This window comes from Paraburkholderia sp. DD10 (genome assembly GCF_049177125.1).
Taxonomy (GTDB): domain Bacteria; phylum Pseudomonadota; class Gammaproteobacteria; order Burkholderiales; family Burkholderiaceae; genus Paraburkholderia; species Paraburkholderia terricola.
In genome coordinates, this window is record NZ_CP185393.1 from 252,476 (window position 1) to 279,356 (window position 26,881).

The window sequence follows — 26,881 nt, forward strand, 5'->3', positions numbered from 1 at the left end:
ATCGCGCGGCATCACTCCGCGCAGACGCCGCGCCAATGCGTGTTTTAGGAGCCCACTGTCCGGATGCTGAATCGCAAGTCCACCGCATCGTCGCCACGCTGGTCGAGCCGGCTGTATGCCATCGTCACCGCGATCTACCGCAAGCGTCCGGTATGGATGGTGTCGTTTTCCGCGAGCGAGGCCAATCTGTCGGAAGGGTTGAGAGCGGCTTGCGCGTCCACGGCGATGCTGGCCGTCGGCAATGTGCTGCACGATCCGACCTTCGCGTGGGCCGCGATCGGCGCCTTCTGGACCTGTCTCGCCGACGCGGCCGGCTCGAATCGCGCGCGTTTCGCGTCGATGATGGGCTTCGCGCTTCTCTCCACCGTATGCGGCGGCCTGACGGCCTTTGCTTCCGGCGCCGGGGCGATATGGGCGGCGCTCGCGGTGCTGATCTTCACGAGCCTCGGCGGATTCGGCCGCATCTGGGGCGCCGCCACCTCGCAGGTGACGATCCTCGCCGCGACCGCTTGCGTCGTGATGGTCGACAGGCCGATGCGCGACGTGCGCGAAGGCCTGGCGTTTCTCGGCGTCTATCTGATCGGCTGCCTGTTCGCGGTCGTGCTCAGCCTCACCATCTGGCGGATTCATCCATTCGCCATGAGCCGGGCGTCGTTGCGCGCTGTTTATCTGCGACTGGCCGACATCGCCCTGGACAGCGCCCGTCTGCTCGAACAGCGCGCGGCGCCCGGCGAGTGGGCCACGCATGCCGCGAAATTTCGCGCCGATGCCCGCGCCGCGCTCGAGCGCGCCCGCAAGGCGGTGGCGAACGTGCCCGCGTCGAGAACGGGCGGGCGCGAAACCTACGACACGCTTCTCAGCTTGCTCACCGAAGGCGAGGCGCTGTTCGCCTATCTGATCGCCGTTTCGGGCGCGAGCGAAAAAGTCCCCGGCGACGCCCGGCGCGCGCAACGCGCGGCGCGATTGCTCACGGGCATGGGTAACGTGCTGCGCAGAATCGGCGCCGACGCGAATGAAGGGCAGTGGCAGCGTCTCGCCGATATGCAACAACGCTTGCGGCGCCTCGCGCGGCGTCTCGAAAGCGCGCTGATCGAGCCGGTGAAGCTGAAGTCCGACTTCGAATTGGTCGATTTCGCGCCGGCGTGCGCGCCGCCCGAACGCTGGACCGACAGCGCCATCAGACTGCTGACGCGCATCGGGTCGACGCTCAAGGCCAATCTCACGACCGAGTCCGTCGGCTTGCGCCATGCGGCGCGCGTCGGCGTGACGACGACGACGGGCTTTCTCGTCATCCGCGCGCTGGGGTTGCCGTTCGGTTACTGGGCCACGATGGCGACGCTGCTGATACTGCAACCGTCGATTGCAGCGACCTGGCCGCGCAGTATCGAGCGCGCGGCGGGGAGCATCGTCGGCGGCGTGCTGGCGGCCGGCATCGGCTATGCGATTCATTCGCCGCTCGGCATTTCGCTCGCGGTCTTTCCGCTGGTGGTCGCGACGATGGCGCTGCGCCCCGTCAGCTACAGCCTCTTCGTGCTGTTTCTCACGCCGACCTTCGTGCTCGTCGCCGACTTCGCGACGCCGGGCGCGAGCGAGCTTGCCTTCGCGCTCACGCGGCTCGGCAACAACGTGCTCGGCTGCGTGCTGGCGCTCGTCGCAACCTTCTATCTGTGGCCGACGCGTGAAAAGGCCGACTACCGCGCTTATCTGAGCGGGGCGGTGCGAGCCAACGTCGAGTATCTGAGCGCGGCGCTGGAGTCGCCGCGCCGCAGCGACAAGGACATGGAGCGCTTGCGCAGAGCCGCGGGACTCGGCAGCAATAACGCGGAGGAAGCGATCGGCCGCGTTCGCCTCGAAAAACTCGAGGACTCGATGATCGACACCGTGACGCTGACGGTGCTGAGTCTGTTGCGAAGAATGGCGGGCACCGCGACGCAGTTGCGCCTGAGTACGATGCGGCGCGACAGGCACGATGAACTCGGCATGTGGATCGCCGCCGTGAGCGCCGACATCGACGCCGCGTTGGAGCGGACGCTACGGCCGATCCGCCACGAGCTTCCGGCGCGGGACAAGTTGACGTCGCTCGAGGCCGATGCGGTGGGTGAACTCGCGCTGATGCAGCGGCTGTTGACTGAGCGGATGCGTGAGGCGAGAGGGTAGCGAGCCGTCGCGAGCGGGATGCGGGGCGATCTGATGCGTGATTCGCGCGGAGCACGAAGCGCGGGCACGCATCCCGCAGCCAAGGCAAAGCGCCGTCACGAAGCGCCGGTTTCCTGTTCCGTTTCGTCATCGGCGAGCGGCTCCGGCTCGGGCAACGGCAACGCCGATTCCAGCGTGCGCAGCCCCGCGGCCAGCGCACGCTTTTCAACAGCGGACAAACGCTTGACCCAATACTCGGCGCGCGAAGCGCTCGAGCGGTCCGCCAATTCGAACGACGCCAGCACGCGCACCGGCTTGCGCGAGCGTGTATATCGCGCGCCTACGCCGCTCATGTGTTTATCGAAACGTGCCTCCACGTCGACGGCGATACCGGTATAAACGCTGCCGTCCGAGCATTCGAGCAGATAGAGAAACCACGGCATAAAAGCGCTTCAGCCTTTGAACGGATTGTGTTCGCGCAGCTCGTCCACATACGCGTGGATGCTGTTCTTTTCGTTGGCGAGAAAGTGGCCGACCGCATCCGCGAAGGCCGGATGCGCGAGCCAGTGCGCCGAGCGCGTCACCGTGGGCAGAAAGCCGCGCGCCATCTTGTGCTCGCCCTGGGCGCCGCCCTCGAATGCGCCGAGTTTTTCCTCGATGCAGAATTCGAGCGGTTGGTAGTACGCCGTTTCGAAGTGCAGGCACGGCACGTGTTCCAGCGCGCCCCAGTAGCGGCCGTACAGCGTGCCGCCGGTTTGCGCATCGCGCTGGTAGACCACGAGCGAACTGGCGATCGGCCTGCCTTCGTATTCGGCGATCACGAGCAGCAGGTTCTCCGGCATCGACGCGCCGATCATGCGAAAGAAATCCAGATTCAGATACGGACTCGAAAAGTGCTCGCGATAGGTTTGCCGATAGCACTTGCTGAAGAAGCGCCAGTCGGCGTCCTGGATGTCCTCGCCGCGAATCCGGCGCATCGTCACGCCGGCCTCGTGGACTTTGCGGCGCTCGGCGCGAATGTTCTTGCGCTTCTTCTGTTCGAGCGTCGAGAGGAAATCGTCGAAGTCGCGATAGCCGTCGTTCAGCCAGTGGAACTGCACGCCCTCGCGCTGCATCATGCCCATCTCGGTGAGCGCGTTCGCTTCCGTTTCGGTGGGAAACAGCACGTGCAGCGACGAGACGTCGCTTTGCTCGGCGAACGCCATCAAGGTCGCCGCCAGATGCCGCAACGCGTGCGTATCGGCGGCGAGCAGACGGTTGCCCTGCACCGGCGTGAAGGGCACCGCGCACAGCAGCTTCGGGTAATAGGGCAGGCCGTTGCGCTTGTAGGCGTCGGCCCAGGCCCAGTCGAACACGTACTCGCCGTACGAGTGTCCTTTCAGATAGACGGGCGCGGCCGCCGCGAGCTTGCCCGTGCGCGGATCGGTGAGCGTGACGAATTGCGGCGCCCAGCCGGTATCGGCGACCGCGCATTGGGCCGCATGCAAGGCGCTCAAGAACTCATGCCGCAGAAACGGCGTGGGCTGCTGCTGCCGCGCGAGGAGGGCATTCCATTCCGCGGCGTCCACCTCGGAGGGCGACGCCAGAATGCCCGTGCGATAATCAAAGCGTTCCTGATTCAATCTGTGTGACTGTTCCCAATGAGCGACGCGGCGCTTCAGGCGGCGCGTCGTTCGTTTATTCGATTTGTCCGTTCCGTCGAGCCGCAAGGCCGCGGTACTCGCAAGCCGCTCGTGGCTTGCCTGCCGATCCTGCCATGAAGACCCGAATCGCTCTTGCTCAAATCAATGTCACCGTCGGCGACTTCGCCGGCAACGTCGCGAAGATCGTCGCCGCCGCGCGTGTCGCGCACGAAGGCGGCGCGAAGCTGCTGATCGCACCTGAACTCGCGCTGTCCGGTTACCCGCCCGAAGATCTGCTGCTGCGCCCCGCGTTCTATACCGCGAGCGCGGCGGCGTTGGCCGACCTCGCCACGCAACTCAAACCGTTCGCCGGCTTGCATGTGATCGTCGGCCATCCGCTGCGCGAGGTGGCGCACGCCGGGTCGCACAGCGCGGGGCACGGTCATGGTAATGCAAACGCGCCGATCGAGCGCGGCGTGCCGCCGGTCGACACGTTCAACGCGGCCTCGCTGATCGTCGGCGGGGAAGTGGCGGGCACCTATCGCAAGCAGGATTTGCCCAATACCGAAGTGTTCGACGAGAAGCGCTACTTCGCGTCCGACCCGCAGCCCTTCGTGTTCGAACTGGACGGCGTGAAGTACGGCGTGGTGATCTGCGAGGACGCATGGCATGCGTCGGCCGCGCAAATGGCGAAGGCGGCGGGCGCGCAAGTGCTGCTGATTCCCAACGGCTCGCCGTACCACCTGAACAAGGAAGCGGTGCGCTTCGACATTCTGCGCGGGCGGATTCGCGAAACCGGTTTGCCGATGGTCTACGTCAACATGGTCGGCGCGCAGGACGAACTGGTGTTCGACGGCGGCTCGTTCGTGCTCGACGACAAGGGCGAACTGGTCGCGAAGATGGCGCAGTTCGAGGAAGCCACCGCGATCGTCGAGTTCGAAGGCGGCAAGCCGCTGCCGGCCGCGATCGCGCCCGAGCTGTCGCTCGAAGCGCAGGTGTACGCCGCGCTCGTGATGGGCGTGCGCGACTACATCGAGAAGAACGGCTTTCCGGGCGCGCTGATCGGCCTGTCGGGCGGCGTGGATTCGGCGCTGGTGCTGGCGGTCGCATGCGACGCGCTCGGCGCGGAGCGGGTGCGCGCGGTGATGATGCCGTCGCGCTACACCGCGGACATCTCGACCACCGACGCCGCCGACATGGCGCGCCGCGTCGGCGTGCGTTACGACGAGATCGCGATCGCGCCGATGTTCGACGCGTTCCGCAACGCGCTGGCGGATGAATTCGCGGGCCGCGCCGAAGACGCCACCGAAGAAAATATCCAGGCCCGCATTCGCGGCACCTTGCTGATGGCGCTGTCGAACAAGTTCGGCTCGATCGTGCTGACCACCGGCAACAAGAGCGAGATGGCGGTGGGCTATTGCACGCTGTACGGCGACATGGCCGGCGGCTTTGCGGTGATCAAGGACATCGCCAAGACGCTCGTCTACAGGTTGTGCCACTACCGCAACCAGGCCACCGGGTTCGGCAAGCAGAACGTGATTCCCGAGCGGATTTTGACGCGCGCGCCCTCGGCGGAACTGCGCGAGAATCAGACCGACCAGGACAGTCTGCCGCCGTACGAAGTACTCGACGCGATCATGCGCATGTACATGGAAGAGGATCGTTCCCTCGCCGAAATCATCGCCGCGGGCTATGCGGTCGACGACGTGAAGCGCGTCACGCGCCTCATCAAGATCAACGAGTACAAGCGCCGTCAGGCGCCGATCGGCATTCGCGTCACGCATCGCGCGTTCGGCCGCGACTGGCGCTATCCGATCACGTCGCGCTACACCGAGCCCGTGGAGTGAGCTTCGGGCAGAACGGCTGCCCATTACCGAAAGAGACTGAAGCGAGCCGGATTGCCGCAACGCATCCGGCGCGGCGTAGAATAAAAATCACCCAATTTCCTTTCACTCTTCCAGACACGAGACGAGGTTCGCCATGAAGCGCATCACCGCAGTCATCAAACCGTTCAAACTCGACGAAGTGCGCGAGGCGCTCGCTGAAGTCGGCCTGACGGGGCTGACCGTTACCGAAGTCAAGGGCTTCGGCCGGCAGAAAGGCCACACCGAGCTCTATCGTGGTGCAGAGTATGTCGTCGACTTTCTGCCGAAAGTGAAGATCGAAGTGGTGGTGGCCGACAGCCAATGCGACCAGGTAATCGACGCGATCATCGGCGCGGCACGCACCGGCAAGATCGGCGACGGCAAGATTTTCGTCGCGGAAGTGGAGCGTGTGATCCGCATTCGCACCGGCGAGGAAAACGAAGCGGCGGTTTGAGCGGGCCGGCTTCGCACCGAGGCGGTGCATCGCGGGCAGTTGCGGCAGTCGCCATACCGCTCTCCAGAATAAAAAACGGTGCGATACCCTTGCGGACATCGCACCGATACGCGCCTCTCGCAGCAGCGTGAAAAAGATTCTCTCGAAGAACTTCTGACTCGCCCCGAAGGAACTCCCCTCGGGGCACACCGTTCGCTTAGAACGAGTGTTGAATACCTGCGTAGACGCCGGTTTGGTTATGACCTTGCAGCGGGTTGTCCGTGCTGCTTGCCAGACCTGCGTTGTTCGCATTCAGGCCATAGTTGGCCGATTTGCTGTTTCGCACCTGTGCAACCTGCATATCCAGCAGCGTGCGCTTCGACAGGTTGTACGTGCCGCCAACCGTGTAGATCGTCGCATTGCCCGCGCCGTTGTTGCCGTTCACGTGGTAGACCGCTGCGATCAGCGCGGCAGCCGGCGTTGCTTGCCACGTCACGCCGCCCCACTCGTGGTCGAGCGTGGTCGGCTGACCCGGCAGAACGCCCCGGGCACCCGCCGAGCGGATAGCCTGGTAAGCGGCCTGGATCTTGAACTGGCCGAGGAACACGTTCACGAGCGCCGAGTATTCACGCGATGCCGAGAACACGCCGCCGCCTGCGTTGGCCGTATTGATGGTGTCGAGGTTCGCGCCGTACAGGTTGCCGTTAGCCGGATTGCGGATTTCGTCATACAGACCGCGAATCTGGAACAACGAGTTCGTGTACGTGATCTGCGCGCCGGCTTCGCGACCTTGAGCAGTCGTGCCGTTGCCGTTCCAGCTCGTTGCGTTCGACAGCGCGTATTGACCGTAGAAGTCAAAGCCCGCGATCTTCGGCGACTGGTACGCGAAGTTGTTGCTCGATTGCGGCCAGTTGCGGCCACGCACCAGCGATGCCGACGACCAGTTCGATTGACCGAACGGGTCGAAGTCCCACACGCCGTTCGAGATGAAGAGCATGCGGCCCATCGTGAACGTACCGAACTGGTCGTTCGCCAAGCCGATGGTTGCCCAACGATTGAAGAGACCGCCGCCGCCAGGGCCCGAACCCGTCATCGTGTTGAAGGAGCCTTCCAACTGGAAGAGGACCTTGTTGCCGCCACCGATGTCTTCAACACCCTTCAAGCCCCACAGGCTGGTACCCCAGTCGCCGCTTTCCGCGCGCCAACGGTTCGTGCTGCCAGTTGCCTGGCCGGCTGCGCCAGTGCCTTGCGGAACGCCCGACATGTACTCCAGGCCAGCGTCAAGACGTCCGTACAGCGTGACGCTGCTTTGGGCGTGCGCAACAACACCGGCTGTCATCAGCGCAGCGGCGAGCAAAGCTTTCTTCATCTTCTCCTCCATACCCTGTCAAAAAGTGAAACCCAGTACTGCGAGTGGTGTTCGGACGCCAGCAGCGCCGAACAGAAATCGGTACCAGGGAGATTAGCGGGTGGATTGGGTCTCCTGCCGTGACGTGTAGCCTTGGGGCTATCTGGTCGTCATGCCGATCCCTCGCCGACCGGTTCTCCTCTGTGCTTTGAAGTGAAACTACTTTTACTGGACTTTGTTTTGCTACTTTGGTTACTAATTTATCAAAAATACACTTCTGTGGGAGAAGAAATTAGTACCTCCATTGTTCGATGTCTCCAAATTGCAATAGGAATGTGCGCAATAAAGGGTTCGGGGGCTCACAAAAACACCGAAAACCCTTATGCGACAAGGGAAGCACGGTTCGGCGGGAGCAACCTTAAGGATTGCCACTATTGACGCTGCAAACGTGGCGGGGTAGGCGGGGAGTTGTAGCTGGGGAGCGGCTCGAAGGCCGTTTTCGCGGCGAAAAACGCCTGAATGCAAAGGTGAGCGAAACAAAAAAGGCGCTCGTAAGCGCCTTGTAATACTACATTCACTACAACCCAAATACCGGGTTGCGCGTGAGCCGCGCAGCGTTCATTTGAGGCTGCCGGAGAGGAACTGTTTGAGGCGTTCGCTCTTCGTATTCTTGAAGACCTCGTCGGGATGGCCTTCTTCTTCCACGCGGCCTTGATGCAGGAACATCACGTGATTCGACACGTTGCGCGCGAACGCCATTTCGTGCGTGACGACGATCATCGTGCGGCCTTCCTCGGCGAGCGTCTGCATGACCTTGAGCACTTCGCCGACCAGTTCGGGATCGAGCGCGGAAGTGGGCTCGTCGAACAGCATGACGTCCGGATGCATGGCGAGCGCGCGCGCGATCGCCACGCGCTGCTGCTGGCCGCCCGACAGATGCGATGGATACTGCTTCTCGAGACGCGGCGCGAGGCCCACTTTCTCCAGGTATTCACGCGCGCGCTCTTCGGCGTCTTTCCGCTTCATGCCCAGCACGTTGACCGGCGCCTCGATGATGTTCTCGAGCACGTTCATGTGCGACCACAGGTTGAAGTGCTGAAACACCATCGACAGCCTGGTGCGCACGCGCTGCAACTGCTTCGGGTCGGACACGCGCAACGCGCCGTTTTTCGCGATCTGCGTACGCACTTCCTCACCGTCGACGAAAATGCGCCCCGAGTTCGGCTGCTCGAGAAAGTTGATGCAGCGAAGCATCGTGCTCTTGCCCGAGCCGGACGAGCCGATCACGCTGATCACGTCGCCGGCGTTGGCCTTCAGCGACACGCCCTTGAGGACTTCGTTGTCGCCGTACTGTTTGTGAAGCTCGTCGACGAAGAGCTTTTGCTTCCTGGTGTTCATCGGAGTCCTTGGCGGGCTTCTTTGCTTGGGAGCGGGTCACGCCCCGGGTTACTTGCCTTGCGGCCGCAGGTAGGCGAGCCAGCGGCGCTCGGCGCGGCGGAACAGCCACACGAGCGCGAAGGAAATCAGCAGATAGAGAACGGCGGCGAGGCCGAACGCATTGAACGACTGGTACGTCGCGGAGTTCACGTCGCGGGCGATCTTGAGGATGTCCGGCACGGTCGCGGTGAAGGCGACCGTGGTGGCATGCAGCATCAGGATCACTTCGTTGCTGTAGTAGGGCAGCGCGCGGCGCAGCGCCGACGGCAGAATCACGCGCCGGTACAGCGTGAACGACGACATGCCATACGCGCGCGCCGCTTCGATTTCGCCGTACGGCGTGGCCTTGATCGCGCCCGCGAAAATTTCCGTGGTGTACGCGCAGGTGTTCAGCGTGAACGCGAGCAGCGTGCAATTCATGCCGTCGCGGAAGAACGCGTTGGTCAGCTCGTGATTGCGAATGATCTCGAGGCTGTACAAGCCGGTGTAGCAGAGCAGCAACTGCACGTAGAGCGGCGTGCCGCGAAAGATATACGTGTAGAGCCACACGAGGCCGGCAAGCCACTTCTTCTTCGACACGCGCGCCACCGCCAGCGGAATCGACAGGCAGAAGCCGAGTCCGATCGACACCACCAGCAGCCACAGCGTGATCGCGAGGCCGGTGAAGCGATAGCCGTCGGTATAGAGATAGTTGCGCCAGTATTCCTGCATGATCTCGATCATAGATCCGCCTTTCGCACGCCGGTCGAGTAACGCTTTTCGAGGTACATCAGCACGAAGTTGGACACTGTGGTGATGACGAGATAGATCGCCCCCGCGAACAGGGTGAAGAAGAAGAACCGCAGCGTGCCCTTGCCGGCGTCCTGCGAGGCCTTGACGACATCGGCGAGACCGATGATCGACACCAGCGCCGTGGCCTTCACCATCACCTGCCAGTTATTGCCGATGCCGGGCAGCGCGAAGCGCATCATCTGCGGGAACATCACGCGCGAGAACACCTGCCAGCCGGTCATGCCGTAGGCCGCGCCCGCCTCGAGCTGGCCGCGCGGCACCGCGAGAAACGCGCCGCGGAAGGTCTCGGTGAAGTACGCGCCGTAAATGAAGCCGAGCACCGCGACGCCGGCCACGAACGGATCGATGTCGATCTGCTCCCAGCCGAGCAGATCGGTCAGGTTATTCAGCCAGATCTGGATGCTGTAGAACAGCAGCAGCATCAGCACCAGATCGGGCACGCCGCGCACGAGCGTCGTATAGACCGTGCCGGCGCCGTATGACAAGCGGTTCTTCGACAGTTTCGCCGCCGCGCCGAGCAGGCCCAGCACGAAAGCGAACGCCAACGACAACACCGCCAGTTTGACGGTTTGCCAGGTGCCGTTGAGAAGCAGCGGGCCGTAGCCTTGAAGGAACATATGGGGGTCCTTGACGATGCGTTGCGACGCACCGGCGAAAGACGCGGCCGGCTCTGCGCCGCGTTTGCCGCGAGCTAGGGCTCGCCGTGACCTGCGGCGCACAGCGCACCGCTGTGCAAATCATGACTGCATGGCCGTTGCCGGCCGTGCGCGCTTTTCGACTCTCGTTTTGAAACTGGTCCTGAAGCTATGTCGACTGTATTCCGCAGCCGGCGGGAAGCCCCTGCGGCTCGCCGCCCGCCGCCTTCGATTCGAACGGCGGATAGCTGGCGTCCACCCCGATGCGCACGGTTTTCCATTCTGTTGCCACGGCGCTCCCGGCCGTGACGGCAAGCGCCACGCGCAGTGCGAGCTTCTTCATGTTCCTCCTGGATCAAACTGATCGTCGTGATGCGCCGATCCCGGCGACCCGCCGGCTCGTGGCTGGCCGTCGCTATTCTAGGCGGTCAAAATTGTCGCGCCGCGCTGGGGAAATCCGGCCTCCATTGCGCCGGCGTCCTTTTGACGTCACGAGGGCGTGGCCCGAAGACCGCTGCGATCCCCGGCGCGGCCGGGATGCCGGCGCCGCCCGCTTACGTCTTCCGCGTGCCCCCACGGCTTGAAAAGCGCGGTATTTTACCCGAACAGACACGCGACGCCAGTCCGCAGCGCGACAGCGGCAACCAGGCCGGCGCGGGCGTTGTGCGAGCGCGACGCCGTTTCGGTTTCGCAGACCGTGGTCCGCCGTGGCGGCCGGACATCGGAACGAGGTTCTGTCGCCCGCCGGTCCTCAGCCGGCCGTGGCGGAGGCCGCGGCAACGGGACCGCAAGCGCCACGCGCCGCGTCGGCGCCCGATTGCGCGGATTTATGGAACGCTCCAGTGCGCCCACGCCGATTGTTTAGCGGCGGCCGTGCCCATACATTCCGTGCATCGCTATTGACTCATCGGAGTACACCATGATCGAGATTCGCCGTTCCGCCGAACGCGGCCATGCCAACCACGGCTGGCTCGACTCGTATCACAGCTTCTCGTTTGCCGACTATGCCGATCCGCGGAACGTGCATTTCGGCCCGCTGCGGGTCATCAATGAAGACCGCGTCGCGGGCGGCCAGGGTTTCGGCGCGCACGGGCATCGCGACATGGAGATCGTCACCTATGTGCTCGACGGCGCGCTTGCTCACCGTGACAGCATGGGCAACGGCTCGACCATCCGTTACGGCGACGTGCAGCGCATGAGCGCCGGCACGGGCGTCATGCATAGCGAATTCAACGCGTCGCCGGACGAGCCGGTGCACCTGCTGCAGATCTGGGTGATCCCGCAACGCGCGGGCGACCCGCCCGGCTACGAGGAAAAACATTTCGACGCCGCCGACAAGCGCGGCCGTCTGCGTGTGATCGCTTCGCCCGACGGCCGCGACGGCTCCGTGACGATTCATGCGGATGCGTCGATCCACGCGGCGTTGATCGACGGCGCGGAAGAGGCCCGCTTCGCGTTGCCGCAGGGTCGCCAGGCCTATGTGCATGTGGCGCGCGGCGCGCTGACCGTGAACGGCGAAGCGCTTCAGGCCGGCGACGCGGCCAAGCTGACCGGCGTCGACACCGTGACGCTGGAGAAGGGCGAGGACGCCGAAGTACTGCTGTTCGATCTCGGCCCGCTTGACGGCTAAACGCCCAACGGGGCGCGCGGGCAAGGATCGACGCGGATCGCTCGCGAGGCATTCATCGACGGAATGGCCGGACGCGCAGCCGCGAGGCCAAACAGAAACGCCACGGAATACCTCCGTGGCGTTTCTGCATTCGCGAGACGGCCGCGCGGGCCGCCGGTCTTCCCGCCCAGTGCGCTTACTGGCTGGCGGCCGGCGCCGACGCCGCGCCCTTGCGATGCTCCCAGCGCTCGCGCATCTTCTCGTGACGCGCTTCCATCTTCGCGAAGCGCTGCTTCAGCGCCGTGCTGACGGTGGTCTTCTGCTGGTCGTTCAGGCCGTTATAGAACTTGAGCCAGGTATCCGTGGTTTGCTGGCGCAGTTGCGCGTCTTTCTGCTCGATCTGCTGGTGCGCGGCGGCCATCGCGTTCAGATCCAGGATCGGCTGTTGCTGCGCGGCCTTGAACTGGCTCTTGATCTGCTCGTGATCGGCGCGCATCGCCTCGTGGTTCTGCTTCATGGTGTCGAGCGCGGCTTGCCACTGCCGCTCCTGATCGGCGTTCAGCTTCAACTGATCGTGCAGTTGCGTGAGTTCCTTCATGAAGTGGCCATGCCAGCCGCCGGGGCCGCCGCGGGCCTCGTGAGCAGGTTGCGCGGCATAGGCGGCGCCGGCGCCGATGGCGAGCGCGGTGGCGGCAACGGCGAGAACGCGCGAGATCTTTTTGGTGGACATATGAGGCTCCTTGTAATGGAATAGCCGACGATGCAACCGGTAAAGTAGGCGGCCTGCATTCGGTAAGACACAGCGTAGAGAACTGCGCCTCGGGCTGTGTTACGCGGCTCGACGCCGCTATTACGGGCCATTACGTGCGGCTTTCACGGTAACACCCGGTAACCCTTGCGGGCCTTATCGAAACAGAAACCCTTCCTGCTGCGCGTTAAACTTCATTCCATGGCTACTCAAATACTTGTTGTCGACGACGACGTCGAATTGCGCGACCTGCTGCGCGACTATCTGGCCCGTCAGGGCATCGAGGTTTCGGTGCTGCATGACGCCGCCTCGCTCGAGCGCAGGCTCGAACGCGAGCGTCCCGACCTGATCGTGCTCGACCTGATGATGCCGGGCGTCGACGGGCTGACCGCGCTGCGCAAGCTGCGCGCCTCGGGCGACGACATTCCCGTGATCATGCTCACCGCGCGTGCGGACGACGTCGACCGTATCGTCGGGCTCGAACTCGGCGCCGACGACTACCTCGGCAAGCCGTTCAACCCGCGCGAGTTGCTGGCGCGCGTGCAGGCGGTGCTGCGGCGGCGCCGCACGCTGCCGTCGTCGGCGGCGCCGGAGCAGCGCGAGCCGTTCAGCTTCGGCCGCTTCACGCTGGATTTCCAGTCGCGCACGCTGCATATGGAAAACAAGCCGCTCACGCTGTCGGGCAGCGAATTCGCGCTGCTGAAAATTTTCGTCAATCACCCCATGCGCACGCTCACCCGCGAGCGCCTGCTCGAACTGCTGCACGGTCCGGAATACGACGGCACCGACCGCGGTATCGACGTGCAGGTGTGGCGTCTGCGCCGCATCCTCGAAACCGATCCGTCCACGCCGCGCTTCATTCAGACGGTGCGCGGCCGCGGCTACGTGTTCGTCCCCGACGGCGACCAGCATGCGCCGGCCCATTGATTCGCTGTTCGGGCGGCTGGCGCTGCTAGTCGTCGCGGTGCTGCTGCTGTCGCATTTCGCCTGGTACGCGTTGATGCGTCTGGAGCGTAGCCAGTCGCAAACGCGCTATGCCGTCGAGGAAGCCGTTTTTCTCGTCGACGCGGTGCGCCAGCACGTCGCCCGTTCGCCGGATCAGCCCTTGCCGTCGCGCGTCAAGCTGGTCGATCCGGCAAGCCCCGACGTGCCCGCGGATAACCCGGATCTGCCGCCGTCGCCCAGCCGTTTTCTCGATGACGTCCGCGATCGCATGCCCTCCGGCACCCAGGTGCGGATCGACCGGCCGGGCCACCCGCCTACGCTGTGGGTGCGCGCCCCCACGGACCGCAGCTGGATCGTCGTGCCGCTGCAGCCATTGCGTCCGCCGCGCTCGATCGACCGCATGGTGCTGTGGCTCGCCATCATTTTCTCGTTCGCCGTAATGGCGGCGCTGTTCGCCGCATGGGCGTTGCAGCAGCCGTTGCGCTCGCTCGCCCAGGCGGTGGCGCGCTTCGGTCGCGGCTTGCCGGTGCCGCCGGTGCCCGAGCGCGGTCCGCGCGAATTGCGTCAGCTCACGCATGGCTTCAACCAGATGGTGCGTGAAGTGGAGCGAACCGAGAACGACCGCGCGGTGATGCTCGCGGGCGTCGCGCACGACCTGAAAACGCCGCTGGCGCGTTTGCGCCTGCGCGCCGAAATGATGGACGAGCCGAAGATGCGCGATGGCGTGGTGCGCGACGTCGATTCGATGACGCACATCGTCGAGCAGTTCCTGGTGTTCGCGCACGACGGCGCCGATCGCAGCGAAGCGGTCGAAGTGGACGCGCAATGCGAGCGGGTCGTGCGCAGTTATCGCGCGGTGGCCGCGGGTGCGCCCACCGTGCAGACCGAACTGCACGCGGGGCCGGGATTCGTGCTGCCCGCCGCCACGCTCGACCGCATCCTCTCGAACCTGCTGGATAACGCGCACGCCTACGGCGCGCCGCCGATCGTCGTCGCCACGGCGCGTACGCCGCAAGGCTTCACGCTGTCGGTGAGCGACAACGGCGGCGGCATCGCCGCGCAAGATGTCATCAATGCCAGCCGGCCGTTCGTGCGGCTCGATCCGGCGCGCGGCGGCAACGGCCATAGCGGCCTCGGCCTTGCCATCGTCGAGCGGCTGGTGCGGCGTGCGGGCGGGGAGTGGGAAATCGGCAACCACGGCGGGCGTGGCTTGCGGGTGTCGATGAGCTTTCCGTTTCAGGCGGTGCCGCGTGCCGCGGCCGCCTCGGAAAGCGCCTGGTAGATTCGGCGCGGCGCCTGCTCCGCTGTGGCGGTATCGCAGGCGCGTTTGCGCTGCGTGCGCGTTAGTCGGAGAACAGCGTGTTCAGCGCGGTCGCCGCTTCGCTGTCCACCGTATTCCACGTCACCGTTTCGGCTTCGAAGATGTAGTGCGTGGTGTATTTGCCCAGCCTCGCGAGTATCTCTTCCTGAATCAGTTCCGGCGCGACATCCAGTTTCAGATACCACGTCGTGGATGACAGGCGCGTCTGGAACGCGCCGTATTCGGCCAGCAGATGGTCGAACGCGTCAGCATCCTGATCGCGACAGACAATGACCAGATTTCCCTTCATGCAAATCTCCCGTTAAAGCGGTAGCGGCAACCTCGATATTCAGGTCGATGATACCTGCTTCGCCACGGGACCCCGAGGCCGGGACTTGCGTTGCATCAGCGAACGCGCTCGATCGGACGCCGGCTCGGCAAGACGGCTTTACCAGACGCTGGCCACCGTGCGCGCGGGCGGCGCGGTGTCGTCGGGCGGGAGCGCTTCGGTGCGGTCGCGGCCGCCTGTTTTCGCCGCGTACAGCGCCGTGTCGGCGCGGCTCATGATCCGCTCGGGCAGATCGTCGGGCGAGAGTTCCGTGATGCCGATGCTCACGCTCAAGCCCACGGAGGGCGGCAGCTTGGGTGACGGCACCGCTTTCAGACGCAGGCGCAGTCGCTCGACCACCTCGCGCCCGCCGGCCAGATCCGTGGCCGGCAGCAGCAAGCCGAACTCCTCGCCGCCGAGCCGGCCGATCGCATCGGCGCCGCGCAGTTCGGTGCGGCACGTCTCGACGAAATGCTCGAGCGCGCGGTCGCCGGCGGCATGGCCGAAGCGGTCGTTGATCTGCTTGAAGTGGTCGAGGTCGGCGATCGCCATGCACAGTGGCTCGTTGTTCGCACGCGCGCGTTCGATCTCGTGGCGCAGCAGATCGAGGAAATAGCGCCGCGACAGCGCGCCCGTCAGCGCGTCGTGACGCGCCTCGGCCGAGAGCAAGGTATTGGCCGATTGCAGTTGCTCGGCCAGATCGCGCGTCGCGCGGTGGTGGCGCCGCTCGCGCACATACGAGACCGTGATCACCCACGCGAGCGCAACCGTGCCGGCCAGCGTCAGGAACACCAGCAGATGGTCGCGCTTATGATTGCGCAGCAGTTCGGGCCACGCCGCGAGCGGGTCGACCAGATGCGCGGACAGCCCCGAGTTCAGTCCGCCGCGAGCCTGATAGAGCGACGGCGTGGGCTGCTCGGTCATGCCGAACAGTTGCCCGGCGACGGCCGTGGGCACCCAGGGCGCCTGCTCGCGCACCTGGGCATCGACCTTGATGCGCATGTCCGGAAAGGTTTCGCGGCGATAGATGAGCCTGCGCTCTGACACGCTCATCTGCGTGACGCGCGAATTCGGCAGCGCGTGGCCTTCGAGTTCGCTGTTGTGGGCCATGATGATGACACCGTTCTCGTCGGCGACGAAGGTCCCGGCATGCGCGACCCAGTGGCGCAGCCGCGCGATCCCGACCTTCGCCGACACCACGCCGACCAGCACGCCGTCCGCGTACACCGGCGCGGCAATGAAGATGCCCGGCTCGCCGCTCGTGCGGCCGACGCCGTAGGCTTCCGAAAACGCGCCGACCAGCGCGCTCGTCAAATAGCTGCGCGAGCGCATGTCGACGCCGACGAACGAACGCTCCGCCGCTGACGCGTTATTGATCGAGTCGCTCGATGCGACGCAAATGCCGTTGGCGTTGACGAGCCAGATCTGGTCGAGTCCGGAGAAGCCTTGCGCGTCGTGCAGGAAGCCGCTCACGGCGGTGATCCGCGCGTCTTTCAACAACGCGGCGCGGCGGGCGGGTTCCGTCGCTTCGCCGTTCGCGGCATAATTCTGCGATTGCACCAGCGCGTGCTGGATCAGGTCCATTTCGGCCATGGTCGCGGGAATGGCCCGAGACATCGCGAGGTCGCTGGCGATCACCTCGGCCATGTTGTCGACGATCGAGGTGGACATTTGCCGCTGCGCGCGCAAGGCCGCGCCCAGCTCTTGCTGTACCATCCGGTCCGCGACCATGCCGGCCACGAACCAGCAAACCAGTATGACCAGCGCGAAACTGATCGGCCCGGTTGCCTGGCGCAAGGTTGTCCTGTTCATCGACCCTCTGATCCGTCTGGCTGTGGCATGCAACTAGCTCATTCGTGGCAGCGCGCCCGCGCCGTTTCGCTGCTGTTGAAGCGGTTGGCGATAGGCCGCCGCCGTGGTCCGGGATAAACCGCGATGTGGCGCCTCGCCTCCTGATTTTAACCGTCGTGGGGACAGACGCCACCCTTATTCCGGGAATGCGAAGTGCGCGCGGCGCACCGATCAGGTTCTTAACGGCCAGGCCACCGGTTTCTGAATGGCTATGCGGGTTTTCCAGATCGCTTCGGCCGCCGCGCCTTGGCTCTTATCGGACATGTTGGTGTTCGCACCGTGAGCAACGGCTCGCGGCAAGGCATGGGCGGCGTTAGTGAAAGGACCGGCGGCGGAGCGCTGCTGTTATTCGCCGCGATTTGCCATGAAAGGTTGTGCCTGAAACATAGGATGGTGTAGTGTCGTGCCGTCCAAAAGAAGGAAAGCTCGCCAGCCCACGGGCGGCGCCTGCGGCGACGGGAGTCCGGGTTGATGGTTACGGTCCTGGGCGACTCGTCCACGGACACGTCCGTCACCGGTCCACGTGTCACCCACGCTAACGATTTACCGCGCACACGCGTTTTGCCATGCCTGATTTCCGCTTTCCGGACCGATCTTCAGACCGCCGCGGCGAAGCCGCGGCCGCCTTCCCGCGTTCGAACGCCTGCATGAACGGGGAGCGCGCCTGATGGATTTCAACTTCAACCTGAAGCGCACCGCCAATGCGTCGGCATGGCGGGTGTTGCCCAATCGCTGGGACTTCGTCGCCTTTCCGTTGATCATCTGCATCATCGCGATGGCGGCGATCGGCTTTCACGAGACGCTTGCGCCGATGTCGACGCTCAAGACCCAGGCGATCTCGCTCGACCCCTCGAACCTGCCTGAATACGCGATGCGCACCACTCTGCGCATGCTGGCGGCCATGGTCGCCTCGCTGATCTTCACGCTGGCCTATGGCACGCTGGCCGCCAAGAGCCGCCGCGCGGGTCTCGTGCTGGTGCCGATTCTCGACATCCTGCAGTCGGTGCCGGTGCTCGGCTACATCTCGTTTACGGTCACGTTCTTTCTCGCGCTGTTTCCGGGCCGCGTGCTCGGCGCCGAACTCGCGGCGATCTTCGCGATCTTCACGAGCCAGGCGTGGAACATGACGTTCAGCTTCTATCAGTCGCTGCGCACCGTGCCGCGCGATCTCGACGAAGTCTCGCGCGGCTTTCACCTGACCTCGTGGCAGCGCTTCTGGAAGCTGGAAGTGCCGTTCTCGATGCCCGGCCTCATCTGGAACATGATGATGTCGATGTCGGGCGGCTGGTTCTTCGTGGTCGCCTCCGAGGCGATCACGGTCGGCAACCGTTCGATCACGTTGCCGGGGATCGGCGCCTATCTGGCGCAGGCGATCGTCGAGCAGAACCTGCACGCGATCGGCTGGGTGATCCTCGCGATGACGGTCGTGATTCTCGCCTACGACCAGTTGCTGTTCCGTCCGCTCGTCGCATGGGCCGACAAGTTCCGCATGGAAACCACCAGTTCGGGCGACGCGCCGGAATCGTGGCTGCTCGACCTGATTCGCCGCACGCGTCTGATTCACCGCCTGCTCGTGCCGCTCGGCTGGATGTTCGCGAAGGCCGCGCGCGTGCCGTTCCGCTTGCCGGCGATCCAGGGGCGGCGCTTTCAGATGCCGCGGATCCAGAAGCGCTCGCGCGTTGGCGACATCGCGTGGGCGGCGCTGGTGCTGGCCGGCACCGTGTACGTGGTGTATCGGGTGTTCATCTACGTGCGCACCGGCGTCTCGCTCGACGAAGTCGGCCATGTGCTCGTGCTGGGTCTCATCACGCTGTTGCGCGTGGTGTTGCTGATCGCGCTGGCGTCGGTGGTGTGGGTGCCGGTGGGTGTGCTGATCGGGCTGCGTCCGGCGCTTGCCGAGAAGATCCAGCCGCTCGCGCAGTTTCTGGCCGCGTTTCCAGCCAACCTGCTGTTCCCGGTGTTCGTCATCGCGATCGTGCGCTTCCATCTGAACCCGGATATCTGGCTGTCGCCGCTGATCGTGCTCGGCACCCAGTGGTATATCCTGTTCAACGTGATTGCCGGCGCGACCTCGTATCCGAACGACTATCGCGAGGCGGCCAAGAACTTCCACATTCGCGGCTGGCAATGGTGGCGCCAGGCCATTCTGCCGGGCATTTTCCCGTACTACGTGACGGGCGCGATCACGGCCTCGGGCGGTGCGTGGAACGCGAGCATCGTCGCCGAATTCGTTCAGTGGGGCGACACCCGGGTGATGGCGCACGGACTCGGCGCCTACATTGCGCGGTCCACCGAGGCGGGCGACTACCCGAAGATCATCGTGGGCATCGCCGTGATGTCCCTGTTCGTGACTCTGTTCAACCGCCTGCTGTGGCGTCCGATGTACGCCTATGCCGAAGCCAAGCTCCGGCTCGATTGAGTAATAAGGCAAAACGCGATGCAAAATCCTAAAGCTGCTATCACCGCCGCGCCGATCCAGACGCCGCCGAAGCCGCCGCGCCTCGGCGAAGAGATCCTGCGCGTCAAGGACGTGTGCCGCGGGTTCAACAAGTCGCAGGGCGAACTGCTCGTCCTCGACGACGCGAACCTGTCGCTGCGCGAAGGCGAGATCGTCGGTTTGCTGGGCCGCTCGGGCTCGGGCAAGTCGACGCTGTTGCGCATCATCGCCGGTCTGATCGAACCGACCGACGGTGAAGTGACATATATGGGCAAGCCGCTCGACGGTCCCGCGAAAGGCGTCGCAATGGTGTTTCAGACCTTCGCGCTGTTCCCGTGGCTGACCGTGCTGCAGAACGTCGAAGCCGGTCTCGAGGCGCAGGGCGTGGCCGCGCGCGAGCGCCGCGAACGCGCGCTTGCCGCGATCGACCTGATCGGTCTCGACGGCTTCGAGAATGCTTATCCGCGCGAGTTGTCGGGCGGCATGCGTCAGCGCGTCGGTTTCGCGCGCGCGCTGGTGGTCGATCCCACGCTGCTGCTGATGGACGAGCCGTTCTCCGCGCTCGACGTGCTCACGGCCGAAACGCTGCGCACCGACTTGCTCGATCTGTGGACGCAAGGCCGCATGCCGATCAAGGCGGTGCTGATCGTCACGCACAACATCGAGGAAGCGGTGTTCATGTGCGATCGGATTCTCGTGCTGTCGTCCAATCCGGGCCGCGTGATCGCCGAGATCAAGGTGCCGTTCAAGCATCCGCGCAACCGGCTGGATCCGGCGTTCCGGCGGCTCGTCGACGAGATCTACGCGAAGATGACCGCGCGTCAGACCGACGAAAAGACCAAGAAGGGGTTGGAGCTGCACAGTTGGCTGCCGCACGTGTCGACCAACCTGATGGCCGGTCTGATCGAGACGCTCGCCGCCGCGCCGTATCATGGCCGCGCCGACATGCCGGAGATCGCGCGCTCGCTGCATCTGGAAGTGGACGATCTGTTCCCGGTGGCCGAAGTGCTGCAACACCTGGGCTTCGCGGACGTGCGCGAGGGCGATATTTTCCTGACGCCGCCGGCGCGTGTGTTCGCCGAGTTCGGCACCCAGGAACGCAAGATGATGTTCGCCGAGCATCTGCTGCGGCACGTGCCGCTCGCCGCGCGGATCAAGAAGGTGCTGAACGAGCGGCCGGGGCATCGCGCGCCGCGCGTGCGCTTCGAGCAGGAGCTGGAGGATTTCCTGTCGGACAGCGCCGCGGAAGAGACGCTCGACGCGGTCATCAACTGGGGCCGTTATGGCGAGATCTTCTCGTACAACGACCAGACGGAAATCTTCAGCCTGGAAGACGTGGAGTCTTAAGGGCGTTCCGGCCGATTGATGCGTTTCAAGTAAAAACGGCAGGGTCTCCCTGCCGTTTTTTCATTGCCGCCCGAGTTTTGCCGCGCGCTTATTGCAGCGCACCCCAGCGCGCGACCGCCGGTTCCGCGGACGCCCACTTCCAGCCTTTGTCCTGCCGGCAGGCGCTCGCGGTGTACCAGTCTTCATGTGCGTTCGGGCCGTCGCCGTCCTGCACCGAGAACACGAACTCCTTGCACAGCGCGAGGGCCGAGCCGAACGCGCGCGTCACGCGCACCTGGCCGTGGCCGTTCTCGATCGGCAGCGCATGCTTGACCGCCCACGGCCGCGTCTCGCCGACCGGCATCGCGCCCGCCAATGCGGCGATCATATTCTGCTGGTCGGTGTGCATGGTGCGCATGTAGCGGCCGATCGCTTCGTCGGTCGCGGCCTGCACGGCAATGCCGACGCCAATGCCCACCGCCGGATTCGATGTGATGAGACCGGACGCGACGCCGGCCGCCGCGCCGCTCGCCGCGCCGACCGACGAACAGCCGCTCGTCAACAGGCTCGCCCCGACACAGACCGCGCCGGCCAGCAGAAGCCGCAGCCGGTTGCCGGAAAGCGAAGCCGTGCGGAAGAGCGGACGCTGGCGCCGATCCGCCAGCGAACGCAGATGCAAGCGCGCCGTCATTGCAGCGCGCCCCAGCGTTCGGTGGCGGGTTCAGCCGATGCCCATTTCCAGTTGTCGCCGTCGCGGCAGATCGACGCGACGTAGAACGCGCTGCTTGCCGGCACATTCTTGGTGGCGGTTTGATCGACCGAGAAAACGATTTCCTTGCAGTCGAGTGCGCCCGTGCTGATCGCGCGGCTGACCGTGACGCGGCCATGTTCGTCGTCCTCGATCGGCATCGAGTGAGTGACGCTCCACGGTGCGACCGCGCCGACCTCGAGCGGCCCGGCGATTCTTGCGATGCCGTCCTGCGTGTTCTTGTGAACCACGCGCTCGGAGTACTGGACGCCGGCGCGGGCCGCGGCCACCGCGCCGAGACCGATGCCGGTGGCGACGGCCGCATTGCTGGTGACCTTCGCCGCGAGCGCGGCGCCCGCGATACCGGCGCTTGTGGTGGCGCCTTCGGAATAGAGCGAACTACAGCCGCTCAGCGCCGACGTCACCGCCACTGCCAACGCAACGAGCGCTGTTGTATTGATGCGTCCGCGCCTCGTCGTTTGTTTCACGCCCGCCGCCCACACGATACTTTTTTGCATGTCCCTGTCCGTGCTCCTGCAAGTGTCGCGCGCTCATACTCGAAACCGATGTGTGAACGAGCGGCACGCCTTTCCATCGTTGCAATATGCGCTGCCGCATTTTGCAGGATGCCATTTGTAATTGGCAGAGGGAAAGTGCAAGGAATTGCAAAAGATGATGCGAGGCAAATTGGTTTCTGCTTGCGCTGACCGCCGATTTGATTGGCGATGCGAAGGGATCGATAAGAGATTGCGTGACGCGCTGAACGCGCTCGTTGCACCTTCCGTTGCATCTAGCGTGTGAACTTCCGGCACCGGCCAACCAAAGGCGCGCTCACGCGATTGAATCACGTGAGCGTTGCAGCCGAGGCTTACGGCTCGATTTCTTCTTCAGGGCCGTCTTCGCCGCCGTAAGCGCTCAGGCGGTTGTACAGCGTCTTCAGACTCACGCCGAGCGCCTTGGCCGCGCGCCGCTTGTCGCCGCCGCAATATTTGAGCGTGCCGAGAATGATCTGCTTTTGCGCGTCGGCGAGCGGCGTGCCGATCCACACGCTCATCGCGTCGCCCTGGGTCACGGGCTTCTTCACACGCGACGCGAGGTGCGGGTGCGGCAGCTCGACCGTCTTCTCCGCGAGAATGAACGCGCGATAAACCGCGTTCTTCAACTCGCGCACGTTGCCCGGCCACGACCAGGTGCGCAGCGTTTCGATCGAGCGCTTGCTGAAGCTCTTGTTCGCACCCTCCTGGTGGTTCAACTGCGCGAGGAAATGCTGCGCGAGCAGTTCGCGATCGTTTTCGCGCTCGCGCAACGGCGGCGCGCGCAAGGGAAACACCGCGAGTCGATACATGAGATCTTCACGCAGGCCGTTTTCCTTGACGGCCACCGCGGGGTCGCGATTGGTGGCGGCGATCACGCGTACGTCGCCGCTGATCAACTGGTTGCCGCCGACCCGATAGAAGGTGCCCGTCTCGAGCGCGCGCAACAGCTTGACTTGGCGCACCGGCGCCATTTCCGTGACTTCGTCGAGAAACAGCGTGCCGCCGTTCGCGTGTTCGAAGTAGCCGATGCGGCCTTGAACCGCGCCCGTGAAGCTGCCTTTCTCGTGGCCGAACAGTTCGGCTTCGATCAGTTCGTCGGGGATCGCGCCGCAGTTCACGGCGACGAACGGTGCGTTCTTGCGGCCGCTTTGATCGTGAATCGTGCGGGCGATCAATTCCTTACCCGTGCCGGATTCGCCAATGATGAGAGCGGTCGCGTCGGTGCCGGCAACGCGCTCGATCTGCTCGTACAGATCGAGCATCACCGGCGACGAGCCGTAGAGCAGCCCATACGATTTCAGTCCCGGGACGTCCGCGACGCGTTGCTTCGCGTTTGCCGAAGCGCCGCCGCCGGCGGAGACGCTGGGCGAGTCCACATCGATTGACGTCATAAACGGGGAGTCCTGTGCCAGGGGGTTCGTTGTTGCGGCGCGCAGGCCTGGGAACGAGATGGGCCGAAGCCGTCTCTCACAAAGGTCGATTTAACCACTTGCAGGCCGCCTACGGCAATCCGTGTAACGACGAGCCGCGACATTCGTGCGAAGTCGGTCGAAACTGCCTGAAGCGCGGCCGCGCCGCGAGCGCGCGATGGTTTTACCGGGCACGCGCCTTGCGCAATGCAGCCGATAGGCATGTGTTTCCCGCGCGATGACCTGTCGCGGCTTGGTGTGCGACGAATGCGCGTCGTCATCGGCGATGACGGACCCGGAACCACCCGCAACCGCTGAACTCAGACGAGGAGTGAATGATGACTGACACCACGCAACAGCTTGCGCTCGGCGGGCAGAAGATTGTCGAGGACCTGCGAGTGCTGCTGAAGGATTCGGAGGAAATGCTGCGGCTTGCGGCCAACGTGCCGGGCGAGGGCGTCGGCGTGTTGCGCGACAAGCTGGGCACGCATGTGGAGACGCTGCAATCCGCGCTCGGCGATGCGCAACAAGGCGCGCAGCGGCGCTATCGGGTTGCCGCGGTCAACACGAAACAGTATGTGCGGCACAACCCGTGGCGCGCGGTCGGTATTGCCGCGGGCGTCGGCTTCCTGCTCGGCGTGCTGAGCGCGCGCTAACGCCCGGTTCGGCACGTATCCGCTTCACGACGACAAAGGAGTTCGCGATGACACGACCCAAAATCGGCATCTTCGGCGCGTTGATGGCGCTCGGCGGCTTTCTCGCGGTCCGCTACGTGCAGCGTAGCCGCGCCGCGCAGATTCCGGCGGCGCGTGAACTGAGCCGCTGGGAGGGCGAGGGCGGCGCGGTGGCGGAAACGCCTGCCACGCCCGCCGGTGGCACGGCGGCGGCCACGCATGGCGGCAACGGCTCGGCGCATCCGAACGGCAACGGCGGTGCGTGGCCGTTTCCACATGGCTGACCACGCCTTCACGCAGTGCTCGGCCGGCGTGCCGAGCGTCGAGCGCGCTCGGGCACGCACTGCCGGTTTGTCTCGATAAAGCCGTATAATAGGCAAATAAACAACAATGACCCATCGCGCATGCGAATTTATCTGGTCATTGTTGCGTTATTGAACTAAGTCGAAGGTTCTGCGTTTTTGCGAAACGCTGGCGTCCGGTGCTGGCGCAGCGTCGCGAGGCAACGGACCGCGACCCGTTTTTCCGGCATGCGCGTTAGCATGTTTCTTCACTCACGCTTTCAGGCTCTCGAGACGCGATGCCACATGTACTGATTGTCGATGACGATGCCGGTACCCGCGAGGCGCTTTCCGCCATCATCGGGGAAGACGGCTTGACCACCGCCACCGCGGGCGATCTGCGCGAAGCGCGCATTCAACTGGTCCGGCAAATGCCGGACGTCGTCTTTACCGACCTGAAGCTGCCCGACGGCAGCGGGGTCGATCTGTTCGAAGATCTGGATCCGCGCTCGGGCGTGGAAGTGATCGTGATCACTGGGCATGCCACGGTGGAGTCGGCGGTGAGCGCGCTGAAAATGGGCGCCACCGATTACCTCGTGAAGCCCATCAACATGCAGCGCGTGAAGGCGATTCTGTCGCGCCTGCCGCGCGCGGGCGACCTCAAGGCGGAAATCGGCACGTTGCGCGGCGAGTTGCGGCGCATGGGCCGCTTCGGCTTGATGCTCGGCAACTCGCCGGCCATGCAGGAGGTGTACGACCAGATCGGCCGCGTTGCGCCGACGGCGGCCTCCGTGATGCTGGTGGGCGAATCGGGCACCGGCAAGGAAGTCGCCGCACAGACGCTGCACGAACTGAGCTTGCGCCGCAAGCATGCGTTTCTGGCGGTGAATTGCGGCGCGATTTCGCCGAACCTGATCGAATCGGAGATGTTCGGTCATGAGCGCGGCTCGTTTACCGGCGCTGACCGTCAGCACAAGGGCTATTTCGAGCGCGCGAACGGCGGCACGCTGTTCCTCGACGAAATCACCGAGATGCCGATCGAGTTGCAGGTGAAGTTGCTGCGCGTGCTCGAAACCGGCATGTTCATGCGGGTCGGCACGACGAAGGAAATCGAAACCGACGTGCGCCTCATCGCGGCCACGAATCGCGATCCCGAGCAGGCGGTGCTCGAAGGCAAACTGCGGCTCGACTTGTACCACCGTCTGAACGTGTTTCCGATCAGCCTGCCGCCGCTGCGCGAGCGTGGCAAGGACGTGGAACTGTTGGCGCAGGCGTTCCTCGACGAACTGAACGAGCGCCACGGCACGAAGAAGCATTTCCCGGCGGCGGTGAAGGAAATGCTGCTGTCGTACCCGTGGCCGGGCAATGTGCGCGAACTGAAGAACTACGTGCAGCGCGCGCACATCATGTCGGGGACCGACTCCGATAGCACGGCGACCGTGCCGTTGCAGATCACGTTGTCGAAGCCTACCGCCGGCACGGCGATCACGATACCGTTTGGCACGTCGCTCGCCGAGGCGGATCGTCAACTGATTCTCGCGACGCTCGAGCAATGCGGTGGCGTGAAGACGCGTGCCGCGGAGATTCTCGGGATCAGTCTGAAGACGCTGTATAACCGGCTTGTCGAGTATGGGAATGATGCGCGGGAGGAAGGGGATTCGGCGGATGAGTCGCGGGCTTTGGGTGGGGCGGATGTTTGAAGGTTTTTGCCTGCTCGGCGGCTTGGGTTGTGGTTTTGTTGTTTTTGGCCTTTCCTTGATTTGTTAGTGGTCTATTGGGGTTGCCCCTGTGCGGGGCGGCACCTACTTTCTTTGCCGCCGCAAAGAAAGTAGGCAAAGAAAGCGGCTCAAACCGCCAGCTTTGAAGCGGGTCTCCTGGCTTGGAGGGGATCGTGGTGCATCTGGAATCAGTGTTCTCGCGCACTCCGCGCTCGTGACAAGGCAGTCATTCTTCCGGCGGCGCTGCGCGCGCCGTCGCGGTACTTCATCGAACCGCGGTAGCTTCGGTGTTTGCGGTACTTCATCGAACCGCGGTAGCTTCGGTGTTTGCGGTACTTCATCGAACCGCGGGTAGGTTCGGGCGTTTGCGGTACTTCATCGAAGCGCGGGTAGGTTCGGGCGTTTGCGGTACTTCATCAAACCGCAGGCAGTTTCTGCGTTCACACTACTTTTCCAAACCGTTCGCGCTGCTCGCGCCAGCCGTCGTTTCGCCGAACGCCGTTGAGTTGCTGCGCGCGTCGGTGCGCCGTCCCATCGTTAGCTCGCTCCGTCCAGCGCCGCGCTGAGAACGCCGCCCGGTTGCGGCGTCTCGCCGAGGCGAAGCCGATGGCCCCCAACACGCGCAATGAAACCGCTGGTTTCCGTGCGCGCCGCTTCCGGCGAGCGCGCAGCGCGAGGCGGGAAGTATGACTGCCTTGTCACG

23 protein-coding genes and 1 pseudogene are annotated in these 26,881 nt (G+C 64.5%); 11 read left to right on the forward strand and 13 right to left on the reverse strand.

What is annotated here, in order from left to right; translation table 11 throughout:
* The first annotated feature begins 63 nt into the window (after positions 1-63).
* On the forward strand, positions 64-2,157 hold the full coding sequence (locus tag ACOCG7_RS16475; protein ID WP_114162045.1) for an FUSC family protein: 2,094 nt from the start codon (positions 64-66) through the stop codon (positions 2,155-2,157).
* Positions 2,158-2,252: 95 nt separating this feature from the next.
* Here ACOCG7_RS16475 and ACOCG7_RS16480 read toward each other — a convergent pair whose 3' ends face one another.
* Positions 2,253-2,579: a GIY-YIG nuclease family protein gene (locus ACOCG7_RS16480; RefSeq protein WP_114162046.1), complete on the reverse strand. Its 327-nt coding sequence runs from the start codon at positions 2,577-2,579 to the stop codon at positions 2,253-2,255.
* A gap of 9 nt (positions 2,580-2,588) precedes the next feature.
* Positions 2,589-3,758: a GNAT family N-acetyltransferase gene (locus ACOCG7_RS16485; RefSeq protein WP_114163429.1), complete on the reverse strand. Its 1,170-nt coding sequence runs from the start codon at positions 3,756-3,758 to the stop codon at positions 2,589-2,591.
* Positions 3,759-3,892: 134 nt separating this feature from the next.
* Here ACOCG7_RS16485 and ACOCG7_RS16490 point away from each other — a divergent pair, with 134 nt between their 5' ends.
* Together ACOCG7_RS16490 and glnK are read left to right on the forward strand one after the other, a co-directional pair.
* A complete protein-coding gene (locus ACOCG7_RS16490) occupies positions 3,893-5,605 on the forward strand; it encodes an NAD+ synthase (protein WP_073430747.1) in 1,713 nt (570 codons plus the stop codon).
* A 133-nt stretch (positions 5,606-5,738) separates the two neighbouring features.
* Complete coding sequence (glnK, locus tag ACOCG7_RS16495) at positions 5,739-6,077, forward strand: P-II family nitrogen regulator (protein ID WP_062126765.1); 339 nt, start codon at positions 5,739-5,741, stop codon at positions 6,075-6,077.
* A 196-nt stretch (positions 6,078-6,273) separates the two neighbouring features.
* On the opposite strand, the gene ACOCG7_RS16500 is transcribed toward glnK, so the two are convergent.
* The 5 genes and pseudogenes from ACOCG7_RS16500 to ACOCG7_RS16520 all read right to left on the reverse strand — a co-directional run.
* Positions 6,274-7,425, reverse strand: coding sequence for a porin (locus ACOCG7_RS16500; RefSeq protein WP_073430746.1), 1,152 nt, complete (start codon positions 7,423-7,425; stop codon positions 6,274-6,276).
* Between the two features lie 597 nt (positions 7,426-8,022).
* Positions 8,023-8,802 (reverse strand): ABC transporter ATP-binding protein, encoded by a 780-nt coding sequence (locus tag ACOCG7_RS16505; RefSeq protein ID WP_073430745.1) that lies wholly within the window; start codon positions 8,800-8,802, stop codon positions 8,023-8,025.
* Between the two features lie 48 nt (positions 8,803-8,850).
* Positions 8,851-9,564, reverse strand: a complete 714-nt coding sequence (locus ACOCG7_RS16510; protein WP_114162048.1) for an ABC transporter permease — start codon at positions 9,562-9,564, stop codon at positions 8,851-8,853.
* The gene (locus tag ACOCG7_RS16515; protein WP_073430743.1) at positions 9,561-10,250 is read right to left on the reverse strand and encodes an ABC transporter permease; all 690 of its coding nucleotides are present in this window, start codon (positions 10,248-10,250) and stop codon (positions 9,561-9,563) included. The genes ACOCG7_RS16510 and ACOCG7_RS16515 overlap by 4 nt, the downstream gene beginning before the upstream one ends.
* Before the next feature lie 220 nt (positions 10,251-10,470).
* Positions 10,471-10,611: pseudogene (locus ACOCG7_RS16520) on the reverse strand (ABC transporter substrate-binding protein); the annotation flags it as partial.
* 576 nt (positions 10,612-11,187) lie between these two features.
* Between ACOCG7_RS16520 and ACOCG7_RS16525 the strand changes: the two are divergent.
* Complete coding sequence (locus tag ACOCG7_RS16525; RefSeq protein WP_114162049.1) at positions 11,188-11,898, forward strand: pirin family protein; 711 nt, start codon at positions 11,188-11,190, stop codon at positions 11,896-11,898.
* Between the two features lie 175 nt (positions 11,899-12,073).
* Here ACOCG7_RS16525 and ACOCG7_RS16530 read toward each other — a convergent pair whose 3' ends face one another.
* Positions 12,074-12,607, reverse strand: a complete 534-nt coding sequence (locus tag ACOCG7_RS16530) for a periplasmic heavy metal sensor (protein WP_073430741.1) — start codon at positions 12,605-12,607, stop codon at positions 12,074-12,076.
* A 219-nt stretch (positions 12,608-12,826) separates the two neighbouring features.
* On the opposite strand from ACOCG7_RS16530, the gene ACOCG7_RS16535 reads away from it, so the two are divergent.
* Both ACOCG7_RS16535 and ACOCG7_RS16540 read left to right on the forward strand, forming a co-directional pair.
* Positions 12,827-13,552, forward strand: a complete 726-nt coding sequence (locus ACOCG7_RS16535; protein ID WP_073430740.1) for a response regulator — start codon at positions 12,827-12,829, stop codon at positions 13,550-13,552.
* Positions 13,536-14,852, forward strand: a complete 1,317-nt coding sequence (locus ACOCG7_RS16540) for an ATP-binding protein (protein ID WP_073430739.1) — start codon at positions 13,536-13,538, stop codon at positions 14,850-14,852. Before ACOCG7_RS16535 ends, ACOCG7_RS16540 begins: the two co-directional genes overlap by 17 nt.
* Positions 14,853-14,913: 61 nt before the next feature.
* Here ACOCG7_RS16540 and ACOCG7_RS16545 read toward each other — a convergent pair whose 3' ends face one another.
* Positions 14,914-15,180 carry a hypothetical protein gene (locus ACOCG7_RS16545; protein ID WP_073430738.1) on the reverse strand — a complete coding sequence of 89 codons (267 nt, stop codon included), beginning with the start codon at positions 15,178-15,180 and terminating at the stop codon, positions 14,914-14,916.
* A gap of 138 nt (positions 15,181-15,318) precedes the next feature.
* Positions 15,319-17,010 carry a sensor domain-containing diguanylate cyclase gene (locus ACOCG7_RS16550; protein ID WP_073430737.1) on the reverse strand — a complete coding sequence of 564 codons (1,692 nt, stop codon included), beginning with the start codon at positions 17,008-17,010 and terminating at the stop codon, positions 15,319-15,321.
* 706 nt (positions 17,011-17,716) lie between these two features.
* Here ACOCG7_RS16550 and ACOCG7_RS16555 point away from each other — a divergent pair.
* Complete coding sequence (locus tag ACOCG7_RS16555) at positions 17,717-19,468, forward strand: ABC transporter permease (protein WP_114162050.1); 1,752 nt, start codon at positions 17,717-17,719, stop codon at positions 19,466-19,468.
* An 18-nt stretch (positions 19,469-19,486) separates the two neighbouring features.
* Positions 19,487-20,833, forward strand: a complete 1,347-nt coding sequence (locus ACOCG7_RS16560; RefSeq protein WP_114162051.1) for an AAA-associated domain-containing protein — start codon at positions 19,487-19,489, stop codon at positions 20,831-20,833.
* A gap of 88 nt (positions 20,834-20,921) precedes the next feature.
* Here the strand turns inward: ACOCG7_RS16560 and ACOCG7_RS16565 are convergent, their stop codons facing one another.
* From ACOCG7_RS16565 to ACOCG7_RS16575, 3 genes are all read right to left on the reverse strand, one after another.
* Positions 20,922-21,503, reverse strand: a complete 582-nt coding sequence (locus tag ACOCG7_RS16565) for a hypothetical protein (protein WP_073430734.1) — start codon at positions 21,501-21,503, stop codon at positions 20,922-20,924.
* Positions 21,500-22,078 carry a hypothetical protein gene (locus tag ACOCG7_RS16570; protein WP_114162052.1) on the reverse strand — a complete coding sequence of 193 codons (579 nt, stop codon included), beginning with the start codon at positions 22,076-22,078 and terminating at the stop codon, positions 21,500-21,502. The genes ACOCG7_RS16565 and ACOCG7_RS16570 overlap by 4 nt, the downstream gene beginning before the upstream one ends.
* A gap of 350 nt (positions 22,079-22,428) precedes the next feature.
* A complete protein-coding gene (locus ACOCG7_RS16575; protein WP_073430732.1) occupies positions 22,429-23,487 on the reverse strand; it encodes a sigma-54 interaction domain-containing protein in 1,059 nt (352 codons plus the stop codon).
* A gap of 356 nt (positions 23,488-23,843) precedes the next feature.
* On the opposite strand from ACOCG7_RS16575, the gene ACOCG7_RS16580 reads away from it, so the two are divergent.
* From ACOCG7_RS16580 to ACOCG7_RS16590, 3 genes are all read left to right on the forward strand, one after another.
* Positions 23,844-24,161, forward strand: a complete 318-nt coding sequence (locus tag ACOCG7_RS16580) for a DUF883 family protein (RefSeq protein ID WP_114163431.1) — start codon at positions 23,844-23,846, stop codon at positions 24,159-24,161.
* Positions 24,162-24,208: 47 nt separating this feature from the next.
* On the forward strand, positions 24,209-24,463 hold the full coding sequence (locus ACOCG7_RS16585) for a hypothetical protein (protein WP_114162053.1): 255 nt from the start codon (positions 24,209-24,211) through the stop codon (positions 24,461-24,463).
* 296 nt (positions 24,464-24,759) lie between these two features.
* The gene (locus tag ACOCG7_RS16590; RefSeq protein WP_073430729.1) at positions 24,760-26,160 is read left to right on the forward strand and encodes a sigma-54-dependent transcriptional regulator; all 1,401 of its coding nucleotides are present in this window, start codon (positions 24,760-24,762) and stop codon (positions 26,158-26,160) included.
* Positions 26,161-26,881 lie beyond the last annotated feature (721 nt).